The sequence below is a fragment of the Micromonospora halotolerans genome, from assembly GCF_032108445.1.
Classification (GTDB): domain Bacteria; phylum Actinomycetota; class Actinomycetes; order Mycobacteriales; family Micromonosporaceae; genus Micromonospora; species Micromonospora halotolerans.
The window spans coordinates 1,071,174-1,088,075 of sequence record NZ_CP134876.1 but is presented as its reverse complement, the minus strand read 5'-3'; the positions used below and the strand labels follow the sequence as shown (position 1 = coordinate 1,088,075).

Here is a 16,902-nt window from a genome sequence, read left to right as displayed (position 1 = left end):
CGCGGCGGGTCGGTCGGCTGCTCCGGACCCGGCTGTCCGGGCTGCTGCCGGGCCGGTCCGACCTGGCGGCGGTCCGCCGATCGCCCCGCCGCGACCTGCTCGCGGGGCTCACCGTGGCCGTGGTGGCGCTGCCCCTGGCACTCGCCTTCGGCGTCACGTCCGGGCTCGGCGCGCAGGCCGGGCTGGTCACGGCCGTGGTCGCCGGGGCCGTCGCCGCGATCTTCGGCGGCTCCAACCTGCAGGTCTCCGGCCCCACCGGCGCGATGACCGTGGTGCTCGTGCCGGTGGTGCAGCGCTTCGGCGCCCGGGGCGTGCTGATGGTCGGCGCGCTGGCCGGACTCATCCTGCTCGCCCTCGCCCTGGCCCGCCTCGGCCGCTACGCCCGCTACCTGCCGACCCCGGTGATCGAGGGCTTCACCGCCGGCATCGCCGTGGTCATCGCCCTGCAACAGGTGCCGGCGGCGCTCGGCGTCACCGACGCCCACGGCGAGAAGGTCTGGGCCGTGGCCGCCGACGCGGTCGCCCGATTCGTCGCCCACCCGCGCCCGGCGGCCGTCGCCGTGGCGCTCGGGGTCGCCGCGCTGATGCTGCTCGGCGCCCGATGGCGACCCGGCGTCCCGTTCTCGCTGCTCGGGGTGGCCGCCGCCACGCTCCTCGCCGAACTGGCCCCGGTCGACCTGGTCCGCATCGGGGCCCTGCCGCAGGGGCTGCCCGCCCCCTCGCTGGAGTTCCTCGACCCCGGCGCGCTCGGCGTGCTGCTACCCAGCGCGCTCGCGGTGGCCGCGCTCGCCGCCCTGGAGAGCCTGCTCTCGGCGACCGTGGCGGACGGGATGACCGTCGGTGAACGGCACGACCCGGACCGGGAACTGTTCGGTCAGGGCCTGGCCAACCTGGCCGCCCCCGTCTTCGGCGGCATCCCGGCGACCGCCGCCATCGCCCGCACCGCCGTGAACGTGCGGGCCGGCGCCTCCTCGAAGCTCGCCGCGCTCACCCACGCCGTCGCCCTCGCCGCCATCGTGCTGGCCGCCGCGCCGCTCGTCGGCCGCATCCCGCTCGCCGCGCTGGCCGGGGTGCTGCTCGCCACCACCGTACGGATGGTGGAGGCCGGGTCGCTGCGGGCGCTGCTCCGGGCCACCCGGGCCGACGCCGTGGTGCTCGTGCTCACCTTCGCGGTCACCGTGCTGTGGGACCTGGTCACCGCGGTGGCGGTCGGGCTGGCCGTGGCCGTCGTGCTCGCGCTGCGCGCGGTGGCCCGCAGCGCCCGGCTGGAACAGGTGCCCCTCGACCCCGGCGAGCACAGCGCCGAGGAGCGCGCGCTGCTGGCCGAGCACATCGTTGCGTACCGGCTGGACGGGCCGCTCTTCTTCGCGGCCGCGCACACCTTCCTGCTGGAGCTGGCCGAGGTGGCCGACGTGCGGGTGGTCATCCTCCGGATGTCCCGGGTGTCCACCGTCGACGCCACCGGCGCGCAGGTGCTCGGCGACGCCGTCGACCGGCTGCGCGCGCGGGGGATCGCCGTGCTGCTCTCCGGCATCACGCCCGGTCACGACCAGGTGCTCAGCGCTCTGGGCGTGGCGGAGGAGCTGCGCCGGGAGGGGTTGATCTTCCCGGACACCCCGGCCGCCATCCGCCACGCCCGCACCGTCGCGCTGGGCGCCTAGCCCGGGAGGGCCGCCAGGCCGGCCAGCAGTTCCCAGCGCTCGGCGTCGCTGAGCACCACGTACGCGGGCTCGTCGCGGCGGTCGGTCTCCGCCTCGATGGCGGCGCGCTCCGGCCCCTCGGGCAGCGCCCGGATCTCCGCGGCGGTCAGCCCGGCGGCCCGCCACGCCGCCCGGTGCGCGTCGGCGCGGTGGTGACGCAGCGACCCGAGCCGGGTGACCAGCAGCAGTGCCGGCGAGGCGTCGTCCGGCTCGTACGGCGGGGACATGGCCCGGAAGGCCGGACCGCCGGTGGCCTGCCCGTGTGCGAGCACGCGGCCCACGAGGTCGGCCAGCCGGGGCACGATGCGCAGGCCGGGCAGCATTCCCGGCATGGCCGACCACAGCTCCTCGGCGGCCTGGGCGGTGGCCCGCTGCGCGAACAGCGCCAGCTCGCGGCCCAGGTCGGTGAGGTGCCAGGTGCCCTCGGCGTCCACCGTGGTCACGCCCTGGGCCAGTTCCCGACCCATGTCGCCGTCGGTGTAGGCCAGCCCGTCGGCGAGCGCCTCGGCGGGCATCGGCCGGGCCAGCACGCCGGAGAAGAAGGAGTTCTCGTAGCCGAGGTCCACGCCGCGCGCGGCGTAGAACTCCTCCATCCGGGGTCGGGCCGCCCAACGGGCACCCACGTACACCCGGTCGATGGCCGGTCGGATCAGTCGCGGGTAGCTCAGGGTCGTCTCCACGCCGCGGCACCCTACCGTCGGGCGGTGTTAAGAGGGGGCCCCTGCCATACCGGAGGCGTTAACAGGGGACCCCTCCTTTCACTCGGGGACCCGGCGGTACGCGCCGTCGCTGGCCGAGGTGGCCATCGAGGCGTACGCGCGCAGGGCCGCGGACACCGGCCGCACCCGGTCGGCGGGCGTGTACGGGCGGTCCCGCTTCTCCTCGGCCACCCGGCGGGCCTGGAGCACGTCGTCGGGCACGTCGAGCCGGATCGACCGGGCCGGGATGTCGATGACGATCTCGTCGCCCTCCCGGACCAGCGCGATGAGCCCGCCCGAGGCCGCCTCCGGGGAGACGTGCCCGATGGACAGGCCGGAGGTGCCGCCGGAGAACCGGCCGTCGGTGAGCAGCGCGCAGGAACGGCCCAGGCCCCGACCCTTGAGGAACGAGGTGGGGTAGAGCATCTCCTGCATGCCGGGGCCGCCCTTCGGGCCCTCGTAGCGGATCACCACCACGTCCCCGGCGACGACCTCCTTGGCCAGGATCGCCGTGACCGCGTCGTCCTGCGACTCGTAGACCTTGGCCGGCCCGCGGAAGGTCAGGCACTCCTCGGGCACGCCGGCGGTCTTCACGACGCAGCCGTCCGGCGCCAGGTTGCCGTGCAGGATGGCCAGCCCGCCGTCGGCGCTGTACGCGTGCTCCCGGTCCCGCACGCAGCCGCCGGCCGCGTCGGTGTCCAGCGAGGACCAGCGGTTGGTCGTGGAGAACGGCTCGGTGGTGCGCACCCCGCCCGGCGCGGCGTGGAACAGCTCCACCGCCTCCGGGGTGGCCGAGCCGCCCCGGACGTCCCAGTCGGCGAGCCACTTCTCCAGCGTGGGGGAGTGCACGGCGTGCACGTCGCGGTGGAGCAGGCCGGCGCGGTCCAGTTCGCCGAGGATGGCCGGGATTCCGCCGGCCCGGTGCACGTCCTCCATGTGGTACTGCGGCGAGTTCGGGGCGACCTTGGCCAGGCAGGGCACCCGCCGCGAGATGGCGTCGATGTCGGCCACCCGGAAGTCCAGCTCCGCCTCGCGGGCGGCGGCCAGCAGGTGCAGCACGGTGTTGGTCGAGCCGCCCATGGCGACGTCGAGCGCGACCGCGTTCTCGAAGGCGGCCCGGTTGGCGATCGACCGGGGCAGCACGGAGGCGTCGTCGGCGTCGTACCAGCGCTTGGCGATCTCCACGGCGGTGCGGCCGGCCTCGACGAAGAGCGACCGGCGGGCCGCGTGGGTGGCCAGCGTCGAGCCGTTGCCGGGCAGCGCCAGGCCGATGGCCTCGGTGAGGCAGTTCATCGAGTTGGCGGTGAACATGCCGGAGCAGGAGCCGCAGGTCGGGCAGGCGGAGCGCTCGATCTCGCCGAGCTGGTCGTCGGTGACCGCCTCGTTCGAGGAGGCGATCATGGCGTCGATCAGGTCGATCTTGGAGTGGACGACGCCCTCGATGGCCACCGTCTTGCCGGCCTCCATCGGGCCGCCGGACACGAAGACGGTCGGGATGTTGAGCCGCAGCGCGGCCAGCAGCATGCCCGGGGTGATCTTGTCGCAGTTGGAGATGCAGACCAGGGCGTCCGCGCAGTGCGCGTTGACCATGTATTCCACCGCGTCGGCGATCAGCTCCCGGCTGGGCAGCGAGTAGAGCATGCCGCCGTGGCCCATGGCGATGCCGTCGTCGACCGCGATGGTGTTGAACTCCCGGCCCACGCCGCCGGCCTCGGCCACCGCGTCGGCGACCAGGCCGCCGAGGTCCTTGAGGTGTACGTGGCCGGGGACGAACTGGGTGAAACTGTTGGCGATGGCGACGATCGGCTTGCCGAAGTCGTCGTCGGTCATCCCGGTGGCCCGCCAGAGGGCCCGGGCGCCGGCCATCGTCCGACCGTGGGTGGAGGTCCTCGACCGCAGCTCAGGCATGCCTACCAGTCTGACACCGTCGCCGCGGCGGCCCCCGGGCACACGCGCCGTGTCCCAACAGTTGCACACCCGGTTCCCCACGGGGGGCGCGGATCCGGCACAGTTGAGCTCGTGCAGTCGTCCCCGGGCATGGTCATCGTCGCGGTGCTGAGCGGCCTCGCCGCGGCCGGCGCCGCCGCCCTGCTCGCCGTGTCGGCGCGCCGCCGGGGCGGCCCGCACCGGGGGGCCCACGTGCTGCTCGCGGCCGCTGCCGGGGTCGCCCTGCTCAGCCTGCTCCTCGGGCTCGCCGGCACGCTGGCCGCCGGCGACCACTGGGCGCACCGGCAGGGGCAGCGCACCGGCTGGGCCACGGTCGTCTCGCTCGGCACCACGCTCGCCGGCCTCGGCCTCGGTGTCGCCCTGCTCCGGCTGCCCGGCACGGCCGCGGCCCGGGCGGCCACCGCCCGGCTGCTGCTCGACGGCGTGATCATGGCGGGCGCGCTCTGGTTCGTCGGCTGGGCGCTGTTCAGCCCGCCGACCCGGCTGCTCGGGGACGCGACCCCCGTCGCCTGCCTGCCCATCCTGCTGGCCACGGTCAGCGCGGCGCTCACCGCCGGGCTGACCATGATCATGGTCTTGCGGGCGGCCCCGCCGCGCGGCCGGCTGGTCCTGCTCGGCGCCGGCGCGACCGGGGTGACCTGCGGCGGCCTGGGCCTGTCGGCCGGGCTCTGCCAGGCCGGCCCCGCCCTGGCGTTCGCCGGGGCCGCGGTGATCGCCGCCGGCCTGCTGGCCGCCGCCCTCGCCGCGCACCGGGTCGACCTGCCGCAGGTCGACGTCGACCTGATCCGCCGCGACGGCGAGTACGCCTTCGTGCCGATGTTCGCGATGGCCGCCTCCGCCATGTACCACCTGGTGCAGGGCGGCCGGTTCGACGTGTTCGGCATCGCGGCGGGCAGCGTCGAGGGCTTCGCCCTGGTGGCCCGGCAGTACCTGGCCCTCAACGACGTCCGCGGCTACGCCGGCCGGCTGGCCGAGCGGGAGGCGCACTTCCGCGAGCTGGCGCACACCGACCCGCTCACCGGCCTGGCCAACCGGCGCGGCCTGCTGCGGGCGCTGCACCGCTGCGCCGAGGCCGGCGTCCCGTGCGTGCTGCTCGGGCTCGATCTGGACGGCTTCAAGAACGTCAACGACATGCGCGGCCACGACGTCGGCGACGCGGTGCTGGCCGAGGTGGGCCGGCGGCTGCGCGGCAACCTGCGCCCGGGCGACCTGGCGGCCCGGCTCGGCGGTGACGAGTTCGCGGTGCTCATGCACGGCGCGACCGATCCCGGGCCGGTCGCCGAGCGGCTGCTCGGGGTGCTCGGCCGCCCCTACGAGGAGGCGGACGGGCCGGTCTTCCTCTCGGTCAGCATCGGGGTGGCCGGCGCCTGCGGGGAGACCGACGTCGAGCTGCTGCTGCGCAACGCCGACCTGGCGCTGCGCTACGCCAAGCAGCGCGGCAAGAACCGGATCGAGCGCTACGACGCCACCTACGACCAGCTGCTGCGCCGGCGCACCATGCTGGAGCACGAGCTGCGCGGCGCCATCGAGCGCGACGAGCTGAGGCTGGCCTTCCAGCCGGTGGCCTCGCTGCCCTCGGTCCGCCCGGTCGGCGCCGAGGCGCTGCTCCGCTGGCACCACCCGGAGCTGGGCAACGTCCGGCCCGACGAGTTCATCCCGCTCGCCGAGGAGTGCGGGATGATCTCGAAGCTCGGCGCGTGGGTGCTGCACCAGGCCTGCTACCAGCTCTCCCGCTGGCTGGCCGACGGGCACGACGTCTGGGTGTCGGTGAACGTCTCGCCCCGGGAGCTGCACGCTCCGGAGTACGTGGTCCAGGTCGCCGACGCGCTGCGCGCCCACCACGTGCCGCCGCAGCGGCTGGTGCTGGAGGTCACCGAGCACGCCGTCGCCACCGACCTGGACGAGCTGATCCGGCGGCTCACCGCGTTGCGCCTGACCGGGGTGCGGATCGCGCTGGACGACTTCGGCGCGGGCTACTCCTCGCTGGGGCAGCTGCGCCGGCTCCCGATCGACATCCTCAAGATCGATCACAGCCTGGTCGCCGAGCACGAGCCGGTCCGGCCGGTGGGCCGGGACGGTCCGGCGTTCGCCCCGATGGTCGACATCGTCATGCGCCTCGGCCACCAGCTCGGCCTGGAGGTGATCGCCGAGGGCGTCACCACCCCTGCCGAGCTGGCTGCCGTGGTCGCCGCCGGCTGCCGCTTCGGGCAGGGCGCGGCCTTCGGCTGGGGCGTGCCCGCCGAGCACCTGGAGGCGATGCTGGAGGCGGCCACCTCGCCCGGCAACCGCCCCGCCTCGGCACCGCCCGCCGCGCCGGCCCCGCCGCCCCGGATCGGGCCGTCGCCGCTGCTGCCCCGGCTCCGGTCGAACCCGCCGGCCCAGGTGCCCGCGCCGCGTACCTCGAATGAGGGATCTTCGCAGGTCGCGCCGGCCGTGGAGGGCGCTCCGGGAGCCGACACGCCCACGTCCGTGAACCAAAATGTGGGATCAGTTGACTCATCGCGTGAGATGCGTCAGGCTTGACCGCATGTCGTCGAACCGGTCGCTGCGAGTACTTACCTGAGCGCACTCTCCCGTTGAGAGTGCGCTGGCCCCGTGCATCTGCACGTGGGCCGTTTTTGTTGCCGTCGGAGCATCGCCGGGACGCCCGCGTCCCACCCTGAGAAGCGCATCACCCACTCCAGCCGAAGGCCTGAACCGCCATGACGAGACCCACGCCAGAGACCCTCGCCCACTCCGTCCGGCGCGCCCGCCCGGCCACCGAGCCGGCCGCCGACGCCGACCACGCCCCGGCCCCCCGCCCCGGTGCCACCCCGGCCACCCCGGCCGTAGCGGGACGGGGCGCCACGGCCGGCGCGGACGGACGCACCGTGGCCGAACGGCAGCCCGCGCAGCTCTCCGGCGCCGGCTCGCTGGTGCGGTCGCTCGAGGCGCTCGGCGTCGACGTCGTCTTCGGCATCCCGGGCGGCGCGATCCTGCCCGCGTACGACCCGCTCTACGACTCGACCGTCCGGCACATCCTGGTCCGGCACGAGCAGGGCGCCGGGCACGCCGCCACCGGCTACGCCCAGGCCACCGGCAAGGTCGGCGTCTGCATCGCCACCTCCGGCCCGGGCGCGACCAACCTGGTCACGCCGATCGCCGACGCGTACATGGACTCGGTGGCGATGGTGGCGATCACCGGCCAGGTCGCCCGCCCGTCGATCGGCACGGACGCCTTCCAGGAGGCGGACATCCAGGGCATCACCCTGCCGATCACCAAGCACAACTTCCTGGTGCAGACGGCCGACGAGATCCCGCAGGTGCTCGCCGAGGCGTTCCACCTGGCCTCGACCGGCCGGCCCGGCCCGGTCCTGGTCGACATCCCCAAGGACGTCCTCCAGGCGCCGACCACCTTCACCTGGCCGCCCACGCTGGACCTGCCCGGCTACCGGCCCACGCTGCACCCGCACGGCAAGCAGATCCGGGAGGCGGCCCGGCTGATGACCAGCGCCCGCCGCCCGGTGCTCTACGTCGGCGGCGGCGTGCTCAAGGCCGGCGCGACCGAGGGGCTGCGCCGGCTGGCCGAGCTGACCGGCATCCCGGTGGTCACCACCCTCATGGCGCTCGGCGCGTTCCCCGACTCGCACCGGCAGCACCTGGGCATGCCCGGCATGCACGGCACCGTCGCCGCCGTCTACGGCCTGCAGAAGTCCGACCTGATCGTGGCGCTGGGCGCCCGCTTCGACGATCGGGTCACCGGCAGGCTGGACTCGTTCGCGCCGGACGCCACCGTGGTGCACGCCGACATCGACCCGGCCGAGATCGGCAAGAACCGGCACGCCGACGTCCCGATCGTCGGCGACGCCCGGCACGTCATCGACGAGCTGATCGCGGCCGTCACCGCCGAGCAGGCGGCCCGGCCGGCCGCCGACCTCGCCGACTGGTGGAACCAGCTGGACGACCTGCGCGGGCGCTACCCGCTGGGCTACGAGGAGCCGGCCGACGGCACGCTCTCCCCGCAGTACGTGATCAAGCGGCTGGGCGAGATCGCCGGTCCGGACGCCGTCTACGTGGCGGGCGTCGGCCAGCACCAGATGTGGGCCAGCCAGTTCATCTCGTACGAGAAGCCGTACACCTGGCTCAACTCCGGCGGCCTCGGCACCATGGGCTACGCCGTCCCGGCGGCGATGGGCGCCAAGGTCGGCAAGCCGGACACCACGGTGTGGGCGGTCGACGGCGACGGCTGCTTCCAGATGACCAACCAGGAGCTCGCCACCTGCGCCTTGGAGGGCATCCCGATCAAGGTCGCCGTCATCAACAACGGCAACCTGGGCATGGTCCGGCAGTGGCAGACCCTGTTCTACGGGGAGCGCTACTCCAACACCGAGCTGGGCACCCACAAGCACCGCATCCCGGACTTCGTGAAGCTCGCCGAGGCGCTCGGGTGCGTCGGCCTGCGCTGCGAGAACGCCGCCGACGTGGACAAGACCATCGAGGCGGCCATGGCGATCACCGACGCACCGGTGGTCATCGACTTCGTGGTCGGCAAGGACGCCATGGTGTGGCCGATGGTGGCCGCCGGCACCAGCAACGACGAGATCATGTTCGCCCGGGGCGTCCGCCCCGCCTTCGACGAGGACGAGCTGTAATGACCATGCACACCCTGTCCGTGCTGGTGGAGAACAAGCCGGGTGTCCTGGCCCGGGTCTCCGGGCTGTTCTCCCGGCGCGGGTTCAACATCGACAGCCTCGCGGTGGGTGAGACCGAGAACCCGGACGTCTCCCGCATCACCATCGTGGTCAACGCCGAGTCCTCGCCGCTGGAGCAGGTGACCAAGCAGCTCAACAAGCTGGTCAACGTACTCAAGATCGTCGAGCTGGACGCGCAGGTCTCGGTGGCTCGGGAGCTGCTGCTGGTCAAGGTCCGCGCGGACCGCAACGCCCGCGGCCAGGTGCTGGAGACGGTCGCCCTGTTCCGCGCGCGGGTGGTCGACGTCGCGCCGGACACGCTGACCATCGAGGCCACCGGCACCCCCGACAAGCTCGACGCGCTCCTGCGTGACCTGGAGCCGTTCGGCATCAAGGAGATGGTCCAGTCCGGCACGGTGGCCATCGGCCGGGGCTCCCGCTCGATCACCGCCGGCCCGGCGCTGCGCGCCGCCTGATTCGCACCCACCAGATTTTCGACGGGCCGACGGGCACCGCCGTAGGAAAGGGAAGTCAATGAGCGTTGAGGTTTACTACGACGACGACGCCGACCTGGGCCTGATCCAGGGCCGCACGGTCGCCGTGATCGGCTACGGCAGCCAGGGCCACGCCCACGCGCTGTCGCTGCGCGACTCCGGCGTCGACGTGGTGATCGGCCTGCCCGCCGGGTCGAAGAGCCGGCCGAAGGCCGAGGAGCAGGGCCTGCGGGTGCTCACGCCGGCCGAGGCGGCGGCCGAGGCCGACGTGATCATGATCCTGGCGCCGGACACCGCCCAGCGCGGCCTGTACGCCGACTCGATCGCCCCCAACCTCGCCCCCGGCAAGGCGATCTTCTTCGGCCACGGCTTCAACATCCGGTACGGCCTCATCAAGCCCCCGGCCGACGTGGACGTGGCGATGGTCGCCCCGAAGGGCCCCGGCCACCTGGTCCGCCGCCAGTACGTCGACGGCAAGGGCGTGCCCTGCCTGGTCGCCGTCGAGCAGGATGCCAGCGGCAACGCCTTCGGCCTGGCCCTGGCCTACGCCAAGGCCATCGGTGGCACCCGGGCCGGCGCCATCCGGACCACCTTCACCGAGGAGACCGAGACCGACCTCTTCGGCGAGCAGGCGGTGCTCTGCGGCGGCGCGGCGGCACTGGTGCAGACCGGCTTCGAGGTGCTCACCGAGGCCGGCTACGCCCCCGAGGTGGCCTACTTCGAGTGCCTGCACGAGCTGAAGCTCATCGTCGACCTCATGTACGAGGGCGGCATCGCCCGGATGCGCTACAGCATCTCGGACACCGCCGAGTACGGCGACCTCTCCCGCGGCCCGCGGGTCATCGACTCCCGGGTCAAGGAGGAGATGCGCAAGATCCTCGGCGAGATCCAGTCCGGCGAGTTCGCCCGCGAGTGGGTGGCCGAGGACGAAGCCGGCCGGCCGAACTTCGCCAAGTGGCGGGCCGAGGGCACGGCGCACCCGATCGAGGAGACCGGGCAGAAGCTGCGCGCCATGATGAGCTGGGTCGACCGGCCCATCACCGAGACCGCCTGACCCGTCTCAGGCAGCTCCGACGCGGCCCGCGGCCCGACGCTCTCCCCGGCGTCGGGCGGCGGGCCGCCGTCATTTCGGCGCCGACGACAGGTTCTCCGCCTCGGCAGTGGCGCGCTCCGCCTCGTCGGTGCGGCCCTGTGCCGCGAGGACGCGGGCCTGGCGACGCAGTGACCGCTCCAGCAGGGCGCGGTGCCGGGGGTCGGCCGTGGCGAGCGTTCGGGCCAGCTCCACCGCCTCGCGCCCGGCGGTCACGCCGTCCAGCCCGGCGATCCGCCCGCGCGGCGGGGCGTCCGGGTGCGCCTCCCCGGCGGGCGCGTCGAACGCGGCCATGAGCTGGAGGTTCAGCGCCCCGACGAGCAGCGGGCGGAACACCTCCGGCAGGTCGTCGGCCCGCCGACGGCAGACGGCGAGCAACTCGTCCAGCAGCGGCTCGACCGCGTCCCACCGCCGGTCCGCGATCCGTGCGGCGGCGAGCTGGGTCAGGGCGCGGGCCAGCTCGACGTCGTCGGCGTCCCGGGCCGCCTCGACCGCCTCGGTGAGCCGGTCGACGCCGTCCGGGCGCGACGCGAACCGCAGCAGCAGCGCCCCGTGGACGCGCAGTGCCGCGGCCAGTTCGCCACGCCGGAGCGGGGGCGGCTCCCGCAGCCGGCTGACCGCCTCCTCGGCGGCTCGCAACGCCGCGTCCGGCTCGCCCAGTTCTGCCCGGCATTCCGCCTCGACCAGCAGGGCCCCCGCCGTGAGCGACCACCCGCGCGCCGACTGGACGATCCGCACCATCTCCCGGTCCGGGCGGGACGTGTCGATCAGATCGAGCGCCTCCCGGAGGCGGCCGGCCGTGGCCAGGCTCCGCGCGAGGTCGGTCGCCGCGATCGCGCCCAGGTAGGCCCGGCGCAGCTGCTGGTACCAGGACAGCGCGCGGAAGGCGTCCCACGCCTCCTGCCGTACGGCGAGCGCCTGCTCGGGCCGGCCCAGCGCCGCCTGGCAGTCGCCGATCACCAGCAGCGTGCTGGCCCGCCGCACCCGCTCCCTCCCGTCCAGCGGGGCGGCGGCGTTCCAGGTGGCGCGGGCGCGCAGCGCCGTCGTGAGTGCCTCGCGAGTCTCACCGAGGACGGACAGGTTGCTGGCCAGCAGCCCCCGGGCGGCGGCGAGCACCACCAGCCCGGCGCGGTCGGGCGGATCCTCGACGTACCCGATCGCCTCCCGGAGCTGGTCGACCGCCTCCGTCGCGAGCTGAAGGTCGGGCATGCCGACCCGGGCCACGAGCGCGCGGGCCAGGTCCGCGCGGTGTCGGTCCGGCCGGTCCGCGGCAAGCCGGCGGCACAGCGCCACCGCCTCCTCGGCGGCCGCCAGGCGCCGGGCCGCCCCGCCGGGCAGTCCGCTCACCACCTGGGACCGGGTGACCAACGCCTCGGCCAGCCGGGGACCCCAGCGGAGCGGGCGGCGACGGGCCAGCGGGCGGAGCAGCGCGATTCGGACCACGAGCGACATGGGCGGCTCCTCCCGGCGCGACGGCTGGCTCCTGTTGTAGCGGGGCCACGCCAGCCGGCCCTCGGGTGAACGGTGGGTGACCGGCGTGCAACGAACCTGTGTGAGGGCGCTCACCCCGCGGTCCGGGACCCGGAGGGCGGGCCGCCCCCTACCATCCTTGGTGAGGTGCTCCAGCCGGCACCCGACGGCCATGGCACGGATCGGCGCAGGGCGCAGCGCGGCGTCCCGACGCCCCAGGCCGACCACAAAACCGAGCGTCTACGAGGACCGATGAATCCTGTCGTACTGATCGCCGAAGAACTCGCTCCCGCCGCCATCGAGGTGCTCGCGCACGACTTCGACGTGCGTCACGTGGACGGCACCGACCGCCCGGCCCTGCTCTCCGCGCTCTCCGAGGCCGACGCGGTGATCGTACGCAGCGCCACCCAGATCGACGCCGAGGCGATCGCGGCGGCCCCGCGGCTCAAGGTGGTCGCCCGGGCCGGCGTCGGGCTGGACAACGTCGAGGTCCCGGCCGCCACCGCGCGGGGCGTCATGGTCGTCAACGCGCCCACCTCCAACATCGTCTCCGCCGCCGAGCAGGCGGTGGCGCTGCTGCTCGCCGTGGCCCGCAACACCGCGAGCGCCAGCGCCGCGCTGAAGGCCGGGGAGTGGAAGCGGTCCAAGTACACGGGCGTGGAGCTGCAGGGCAAGACGGTCGGTGTGGTGGGCCTCGGTCGCATCGGCGTGCTGTTCGCGTCTCGCATCGCCGCCTTCGGCACCCGCCTGATCGCGTACGACCCGTACATCCAGCCGGCCCGTGCCGCGCAGCTCGGCGTCCGGCTGGTCGGCCTGGAGGAGCTGCTCCGGGAGAGCGACTTCATCTCGATCCACCTGCCCAAGACCCCCGAGACGGTGGGCCTCATCGGCGAGAAGGAACTGGCGATCGTCAAGCCGGGCGTCCGGATCGTCAACGCCGCCCGCGGTGGCCTGGTCGACGAGCAGGCGCTCGCGAACGCGATCGCCGAGGGCCGGGTCGCCGGCGCCGGCGTCGACGTCTACGCCAAGGAGCCGTGCACCTCCTCGCCGCTGTTCGCCTTCGACAACGTGGTGGCCACCCCGCACCTGGGCGCGTCCACCCACGAGGCGCAGGACAAGGCCGGCCTGGCCGTGGCGAAGAGCGTCAAGCTGGCCCTGCAGGGCGAGTTCGTGCCGGACGCCGTGAACGTGCAGGCCGGCGGCGTGGTCGCCGAGGACGTCCGGCCGCTGCTGCCGCTGGCCGAGAAGCTGGGCCGGGCCTTCACCGCCCTGGCCGGCGGGGTGGCCGCCAGCGTCACCGTCGACGTGCGCGGTGAGGTCGTCGCCAACGACGTGTCGGTGCTCAAGCTCGCCGCCACCAAGGGGCTGTTCAGCTCGGTGGTGGAGGAGCAGGTCACCTACGTCAACGCGCCGCACCTGGCCGCCGAGCGGGGCGTCGAGGTCACCCTCGCCACGCAGGCCGAGACCGTCGACCACCCCAACCTGGTCACCGTCCGCGGCGCGCTGCCGGACGGCCGGACGGTCAGCGTCTCCGGCACGGTCACCCACACCGGCGCGCGGGACGTCCTCAAGCTGACCGAGGTGGACGGTTTCGACGTGGAGATCGGCGCGGAGGGCATCCTGGTCTTCCTGCGCTACGCCGACCGGCCCGGCGTGGTCGGCACCGTCGGCACGCTGCTCGGCGAGGCCGGCGTGAACATCGCCGCCATGCAGGTGGCCCGCCGGGAGGCCGGCGGCGAGACGCTCATGACGCTCACCGTCGACCAGGCGCTCGGCGCGGACCTGCTCACCTCGGCGGCCGACTCGATCGGCGCGGTCGCGGCCAGCGCGGCCGACCTGCGCGACGAGTAGTCCGGCCACGACGGATCGGGGGCCCGGCCGGACGGCCGGGCCCCTCGTCGTTGCCGGAGGTCAGGTCTGGACGCGGGCCGGCGGCGGGTAGACCGAGCCGTCCTGGGCGTCGAAGAGCATCAGATCGTGCTCGCCGGCCAGCCGCTCGATGTCCAGCAGCACCTCGTCCGCGCAGGTGGGGAAGAGGTTCATCTCCACGTGGTCGCCGGCCGCGTGCAGCGGGGCGACCTCCCACGGCGTGCCCGGGCCGGCCGGCCGGTCGGGGTAGCTGGCCGTGATGGCGCGGTAGAAGGCGACCACCCGCGGATCGGGGTACTGCTCGCCGTGCCGTCCCTCGCGGCACCGCTGCACCGCCGCCCGCACCTCGTCGGGCGTGGCCCCGGCCGGCAGGGCCCACACGCTCAAGTCGAAACTCACGGCGGACAGCGTGCCATCCCGGGTGCGCGCCGTCACCCCTGCCCCGCCGCAGGTTGGCTCGCTGATTACCGACAGGACACCCGACGGTCCGCTGTGGAGACTCTTGCGTCGAGTTGCGTCGATTCGCTAGCGTACCCGTGCGGTCACTGGCTGAGTCGATATCCGGCCCGTCTTCGGGTGGCGCGGTCGGCCGTCCGACCCACCGGCCCGCACCCCTCGATTGCGCGAGCCACGCGCACTCGTCGCTGACCGGCCCCCACAGTCGTTGCCGAGACAGTGGGGGCCGATCGCGGTTCGCGCCCCGGATGCGAAGGCGGGGCGGCGCGCCGCGCGGTCAGCGCCGGCGGTGGGCGAAGAGCGCCCGGTAGTCCGAGCCGTTGCGGAACCAGGCCAGCCCGGCCGGGCCGGCGGCGTACAGGGCTGTGGCGTAGGCGTCGGCCACCGCGAGGTCCGGACCCACCACTGTGGCGGCGACCAGCTGGTCGGCCGGCTCGCCGGTGTGCGGGTCCACCACGTGCCCCCGCCGCCCGGTCACGCCCGAGGTGCCCACCGCTCCGGCGGTCATCTCCAGCACCAGCGGCGCCCGGTGCCCGTCGGTCGGGTGGTGCACGGCGACCCGCCACGGACCGCCGTGCGCGGCGTGGCCCCGGACGGTCAGGTCGGCGCCGGCGAGCACGGCGTAGTCGTGGACGCCCGCGGCGCGCAGGCGGGCCGCGGCGCGCTCCACCGCCCAGCCGCCGAGCAGGCCGCCCGGGTCGAAGCCGCCCGGCACCGCCCAGGCGTCGAACCACCCGTCGGTCGCCGCCCGCATCGCGGCGCAGCGGTCCACCAGGTCGGCCAACGGCGGGTACGACTCGGGGCCGATCTCGCCCCGGCGCAGCTTCGACACCAGGCTGTCCGGCTGGTTCGGCCCGTAGGTGAAATCGATGGCGCGCAGCTCGGCGACGGCGTCCCGGAGCGCCTCGCCGATGCCCCGGCGGCCCAGCCACTCGGGCGCGTTGAGCAGCAGCGAGTATTCGGCGGTGGAGGTGCGGACGGTGTGCCGGACGCTGATCCGGTCGCCGGCCGTGCCGCCGGCCCGCTCCAGCCGGTGGCTGCGGCTGCCGAGGCGCAGGTCGGGGCGGCGGTGGCGGAAGGCCTTCTGGTCGATCCACCGGGTGCGGGGCTGCTCGTCCGTCCAGCGGCCCCGCCGCTGCTCCTCGATCCGCATGACACTGCTCCCTCGCTGACCACGCCGCAGCGCCGCGGCGCAAGCCGGTCCCGGGCCCCCGTCGACCCTGTCCCCACCGACCCTAGGCAGTGGAGATGACCGGACCATGAATGCCACCTGGGAGACTCCTGTGCATCGGGGTATCCCGAATGCTGGAAGGCTCGTACCGGGAGCCGGGACGGCGACGTACGGTTGCGCCAGAGCGACGAGGTGAGGAGCGCCAGGTGGCACGCATCGCGGTGGTGGCCGGGGACGGCATCGGACCCGAGGTGGTCGCGCAGGCCCGCAAGGTCATCGACGCGGTGCTCCCCGGGGTCGAGGCGACCGAGTACGACCTCGGCGCGGCCCGCTACCACCGCACCGGCGAGGTGCTGCCCGACTCGGTCCTCGACGAGCTGGCCGGGCACGACGCCATCCTGCTCGGCGCGGTCGGCGACCCGACCGTGCCGCCGGGCGTGCTGGAGCGGGGGCTGCTGCTCAAGCTCCGCTTCGCCTTCGACCAGTACGTCAACCTCCGCCCCTCCCGGCTCTGGTCCGGCGTCGCCGGCCCGCTGGCCGCCGTCAAGCCGGGCGAGGTCGACCTGGTGGTGGTCCGCGAGGGCACCGAGGGCCTCTACGCGGGGGCCGGCGGCTCGCTGCACCGGGACACCCCGGCCGAGGTGGCCACCGAGGAGAGCCTGAACACGCGGCACGGCGTCGAGCGGGTGATCCGCGACGCCTTCGCCCGGGCCGGCCGCCGGGAACGGCGCAAGGTCACCCTGGTGCACAAGACCAACGTGCTCACCCACGCCGGCTCGCTGTGGGCCCGCGCCTTCGCGGCCGTCGCCGCCGAGCACCCCGACGTGACCACCGAGTACCAGCACGTCGACGCCGCCGCGATGTTCCTGGTGACCAACCCGTCGCGCTACGACGTGGTGGTCACCGACAACCTCTTCGGCGACATCCTCACCGACATCGCCGCCGCCGTGACCGGCGGCATCGGGCTGGCGGCCAGCGGCTGCATCAACCCCGAGGGGCGGTACCCGTCGATGTTCGAGCCGGTGCACGGCTCCGCGCCGGACATCGCCGGCCGGGGGATCGCCGACCCGGTGGCCGCCGTGCTCTCCGCCGCACTCCTGCTCGACCAGCTCGGCCACGCCGACGCCGCCGCGCGGGTCACCGCCGCCGTCGCCACCGAGCTGGCCGGCCGTACGCCCGGCGCGCCGCTGCGCACCGAGGAGGTCGGCGACCGTCTCGCCGGCTACGCCGTAGCCTGACCGGGCCGTCACCTCGGCCCGGATCCGGGCCGCCAGACCCGTACCCGTACCCGGGCCCGCTCCCGTCCCGGCCCGGTGGGCCGCCCGTCCGGCGGTGCC

The 16,902-nt window shown here is 74.6% G+C and carries 12 protein-coding genes; 7 read left to right on the top strand and 5 right to left on the bottom strand.

Annotation, left to right across the window (positions count from 1 at the left end; genetic code table 11):
* Window positions 1-17 precede the first annotated feature (17 nt).
* The gene (locus RMN56_RS05000) at window positions 18-1,661 is read left to right on the top strand and encodes a SulP family inorganic anion transporter (RefSeq protein WP_313724652.1); all 1,644 of its coding nucleotides are present in this window, start codon (window positions 18-20) and stop codon (window positions 1,659-1,661) included.
* On the opposite strand, the gene RMN56_RS04995 is transcribed toward RMN56_RS05000, so the two are convergent.
* Together RMN56_RS04995 and ilvD are read right to left on the bottom strand one after the other, a co-directional pair.
* Window positions 1,658-2,380 (bottom strand): hypothetical protein, encoded by a 723-nt coding sequence (locus RMN56_RS04995; RefSeq protein WP_313722654.1) that lies wholly within the window; start codon window positions 2,378-2,380, stop codon window positions 1,658-1,660. The two genes, RMN56_RS05000 and RMN56_RS04995, sit on opposite strands and share 4 nt — an antisense overlap.
* A gap of 78 nt (window positions 2,381-2,458) precedes the next feature.
* A complete protein-coding gene (gene ilvD / locus RMN56_RS04990) occupies window positions 2,459-4,306 on the bottom strand; it encodes a dihydroxy-acid dehydratase (protein ID WP_313722653.1) in 1,848 nt (615 codons plus the stop codon).
* A 111-nt stretch (window positions 4,307-4,417) separates the two neighbouring features.
* Between ilvD and RMN56_RS04985 the strand changes: the two genes are divergently transcribed.
* The 4 genes from RMN56_RS04985 (at window position 4,418) to ilvC (ending at window position 10,563) form a co-directional block, all read left to right on the top strand.
* The gene (locus RMN56_RS04985) at window positions 4,418-6,868 is read left to right on the top strand and encodes a putative bifunctional diguanylate cyclase/phosphodiesterase (protein ID WP_313722652.1); all 2,451 of its coding nucleotides are present in this window, start codon (window positions 4,418-4,420) and stop codon (window positions 6,866-6,868) included.
* Between the two features lie 179 nt (window positions 6,869-7,047).
* Window positions 7,048-8,976, top strand: coding sequence for an acetolactate synthase large subunit (locus RMN56_RS04980; protein ID WP_313722651.1), 1,929 nt, complete (start codon window positions 7,048-7,050; stop codon window positions 8,974-8,976).
* Window positions 8,976-9,491 (top strand): acetolactate synthase small subunit, encoded by a 516-nt coding sequence (gene ilvN / locus RMN56_RS04975; RefSeq protein WP_313722650.1) that lies wholly within the window; start codon window positions 8,976-8,978, stop codon window positions 9,489-9,491. The genes RMN56_RS04980 and ilvN overlap by 1 nt, the downstream gene beginning before the upstream one ends.
* A 58-nt stretch (window positions 9,492-9,549) precedes the next feature.
* Window positions 9,550-10,563, top strand: a complete 1,014-nt coding sequence (ilvC, locus tag RMN56_RS04970) for a ketol-acid reductoisomerase (RefSeq protein WP_313722649.1) — start codon at window positions 9,550-9,552, stop codon at window positions 10,561-10,563.
* Window positions 10,564-10,632: 69 nt separating this feature from the next.
* On the opposite strand, the gene RMN56_RS04965 is transcribed toward ilvC, so the two are convergent.
* Complete coding sequence (locus RMN56_RS04965; RefSeq protein ID WP_313722648.1) at window positions 10,633-12,051, bottom strand: hypothetical protein; 1,419 nt, start codon at window positions 12,049-12,051, stop codon at window positions 10,633-10,635.
* 270 nt (window positions 12,052-12,321) lie between these two features.
* Here RMN56_RS04965 and serA point away from each other — a divergent pair, with 270 nt between their 5' ends.
* The gene (gene serA, locus RMN56_RS04960; RefSeq protein ID WP_313722647.1) at window positions 12,322-13,920 is read left to right on the top strand and encodes a phosphoglycerate dehydrogenase; all 1,599 of its coding nucleotides are present in this window, start codon (window positions 12,322-12,324) and stop codon (window positions 13,918-13,920) included.
* Window positions 13,921-13,980: 60 nt separating this feature from the next.
* On the opposite strand, the gene RMN56_RS04955 is transcribed toward serA, so the two are convergent.
* A complete protein-coding gene (locus RMN56_RS04955; RefSeq protein ID WP_313722646.1) occupies window positions 13,981-14,337 on the bottom strand; it encodes a hypothetical protein in 357 nt (118 codons plus the stop codon).
* A 334-nt stretch (window positions 14,338-14,671) separates the two neighbouring features.
* Window positions 14,672-15,547 (bottom strand): FAD:protein FMN transferase, encoded by an 876-nt coding sequence (locus RMN56_RS04950; protein ID WP_313722645.1) that lies wholly within the window; start codon window positions 15,545-15,547, stop codon window positions 14,672-14,674.
* Between the two features lie 224 nt (window positions 15,548-15,771).
* Here RMN56_RS04950 and RMN56_RS04945 point away from each other — a divergent pair, with 224 nt between their 5' ends.
* Complete coding sequence (locus RMN56_RS04945; protein ID WP_313722644.1) at window positions 15,772-16,803, top strand: 3-isopropylmalate dehydrogenase; 1,032 nt, start codon at window positions 15,772-15,774, stop codon at window positions 16,801-16,803.
* The last annotated feature ends 99 nt before the right edge of the window (window positions 16,804-16,902 follow it).

Excerpts from the sequence above, each read along its gene's own strand:
- ilvD (WP_313722653.1), bottom strand. The coding sequence starts at position 4,306 with ATGCCTGAGCTGCGGTCGAGGACCTCCACCCACGGTCGGACGATGGCC.
- RMN56_RS04980 (WP_313722651.1), top strand. The coding sequence starts at position 7,048 with ATGACGAGACCCACGCCAGAGACCCTCGCCCACTCCGTCCGGCGCGCC.
- ilvN (WP_313722650.1), top strand. The coding sequence starts at position 8,976 with ATGACCATGCACACCCTGTCCGTGCTGGTGGAGAACAAGCCGGGTGTC.
- ilvC (WP_313722649.1), top strand. The coding sequence starts at position 9,550 with ATGAGCGTTGAGGTTTACTACGACGACGACGCCGACCTGGGCCTGATC.
- RMN56_RS04965 (WP_313722648.1), bottom strand. The coding sequence starts at position 12,051 with ATGTCGCTCGTGGTCCGAATCGCGCTGCTCCGCCCGCTGGCCCGTCGC.
- serA (WP_313722647.1), top strand. The coding sequence starts at position 12,322 with ATGAATCCTGTCGTACTGATCGCCGAAGAACTCGCTCCCGCCGCCATC.
- RMN56_RS04950 (WP_313722645.1), bottom strand. The coding sequence starts at position 15,547 with ATGCGGATCGAGGAGCAGCGGCGGGGCCGCTGGACGGACGAGCAGCCC.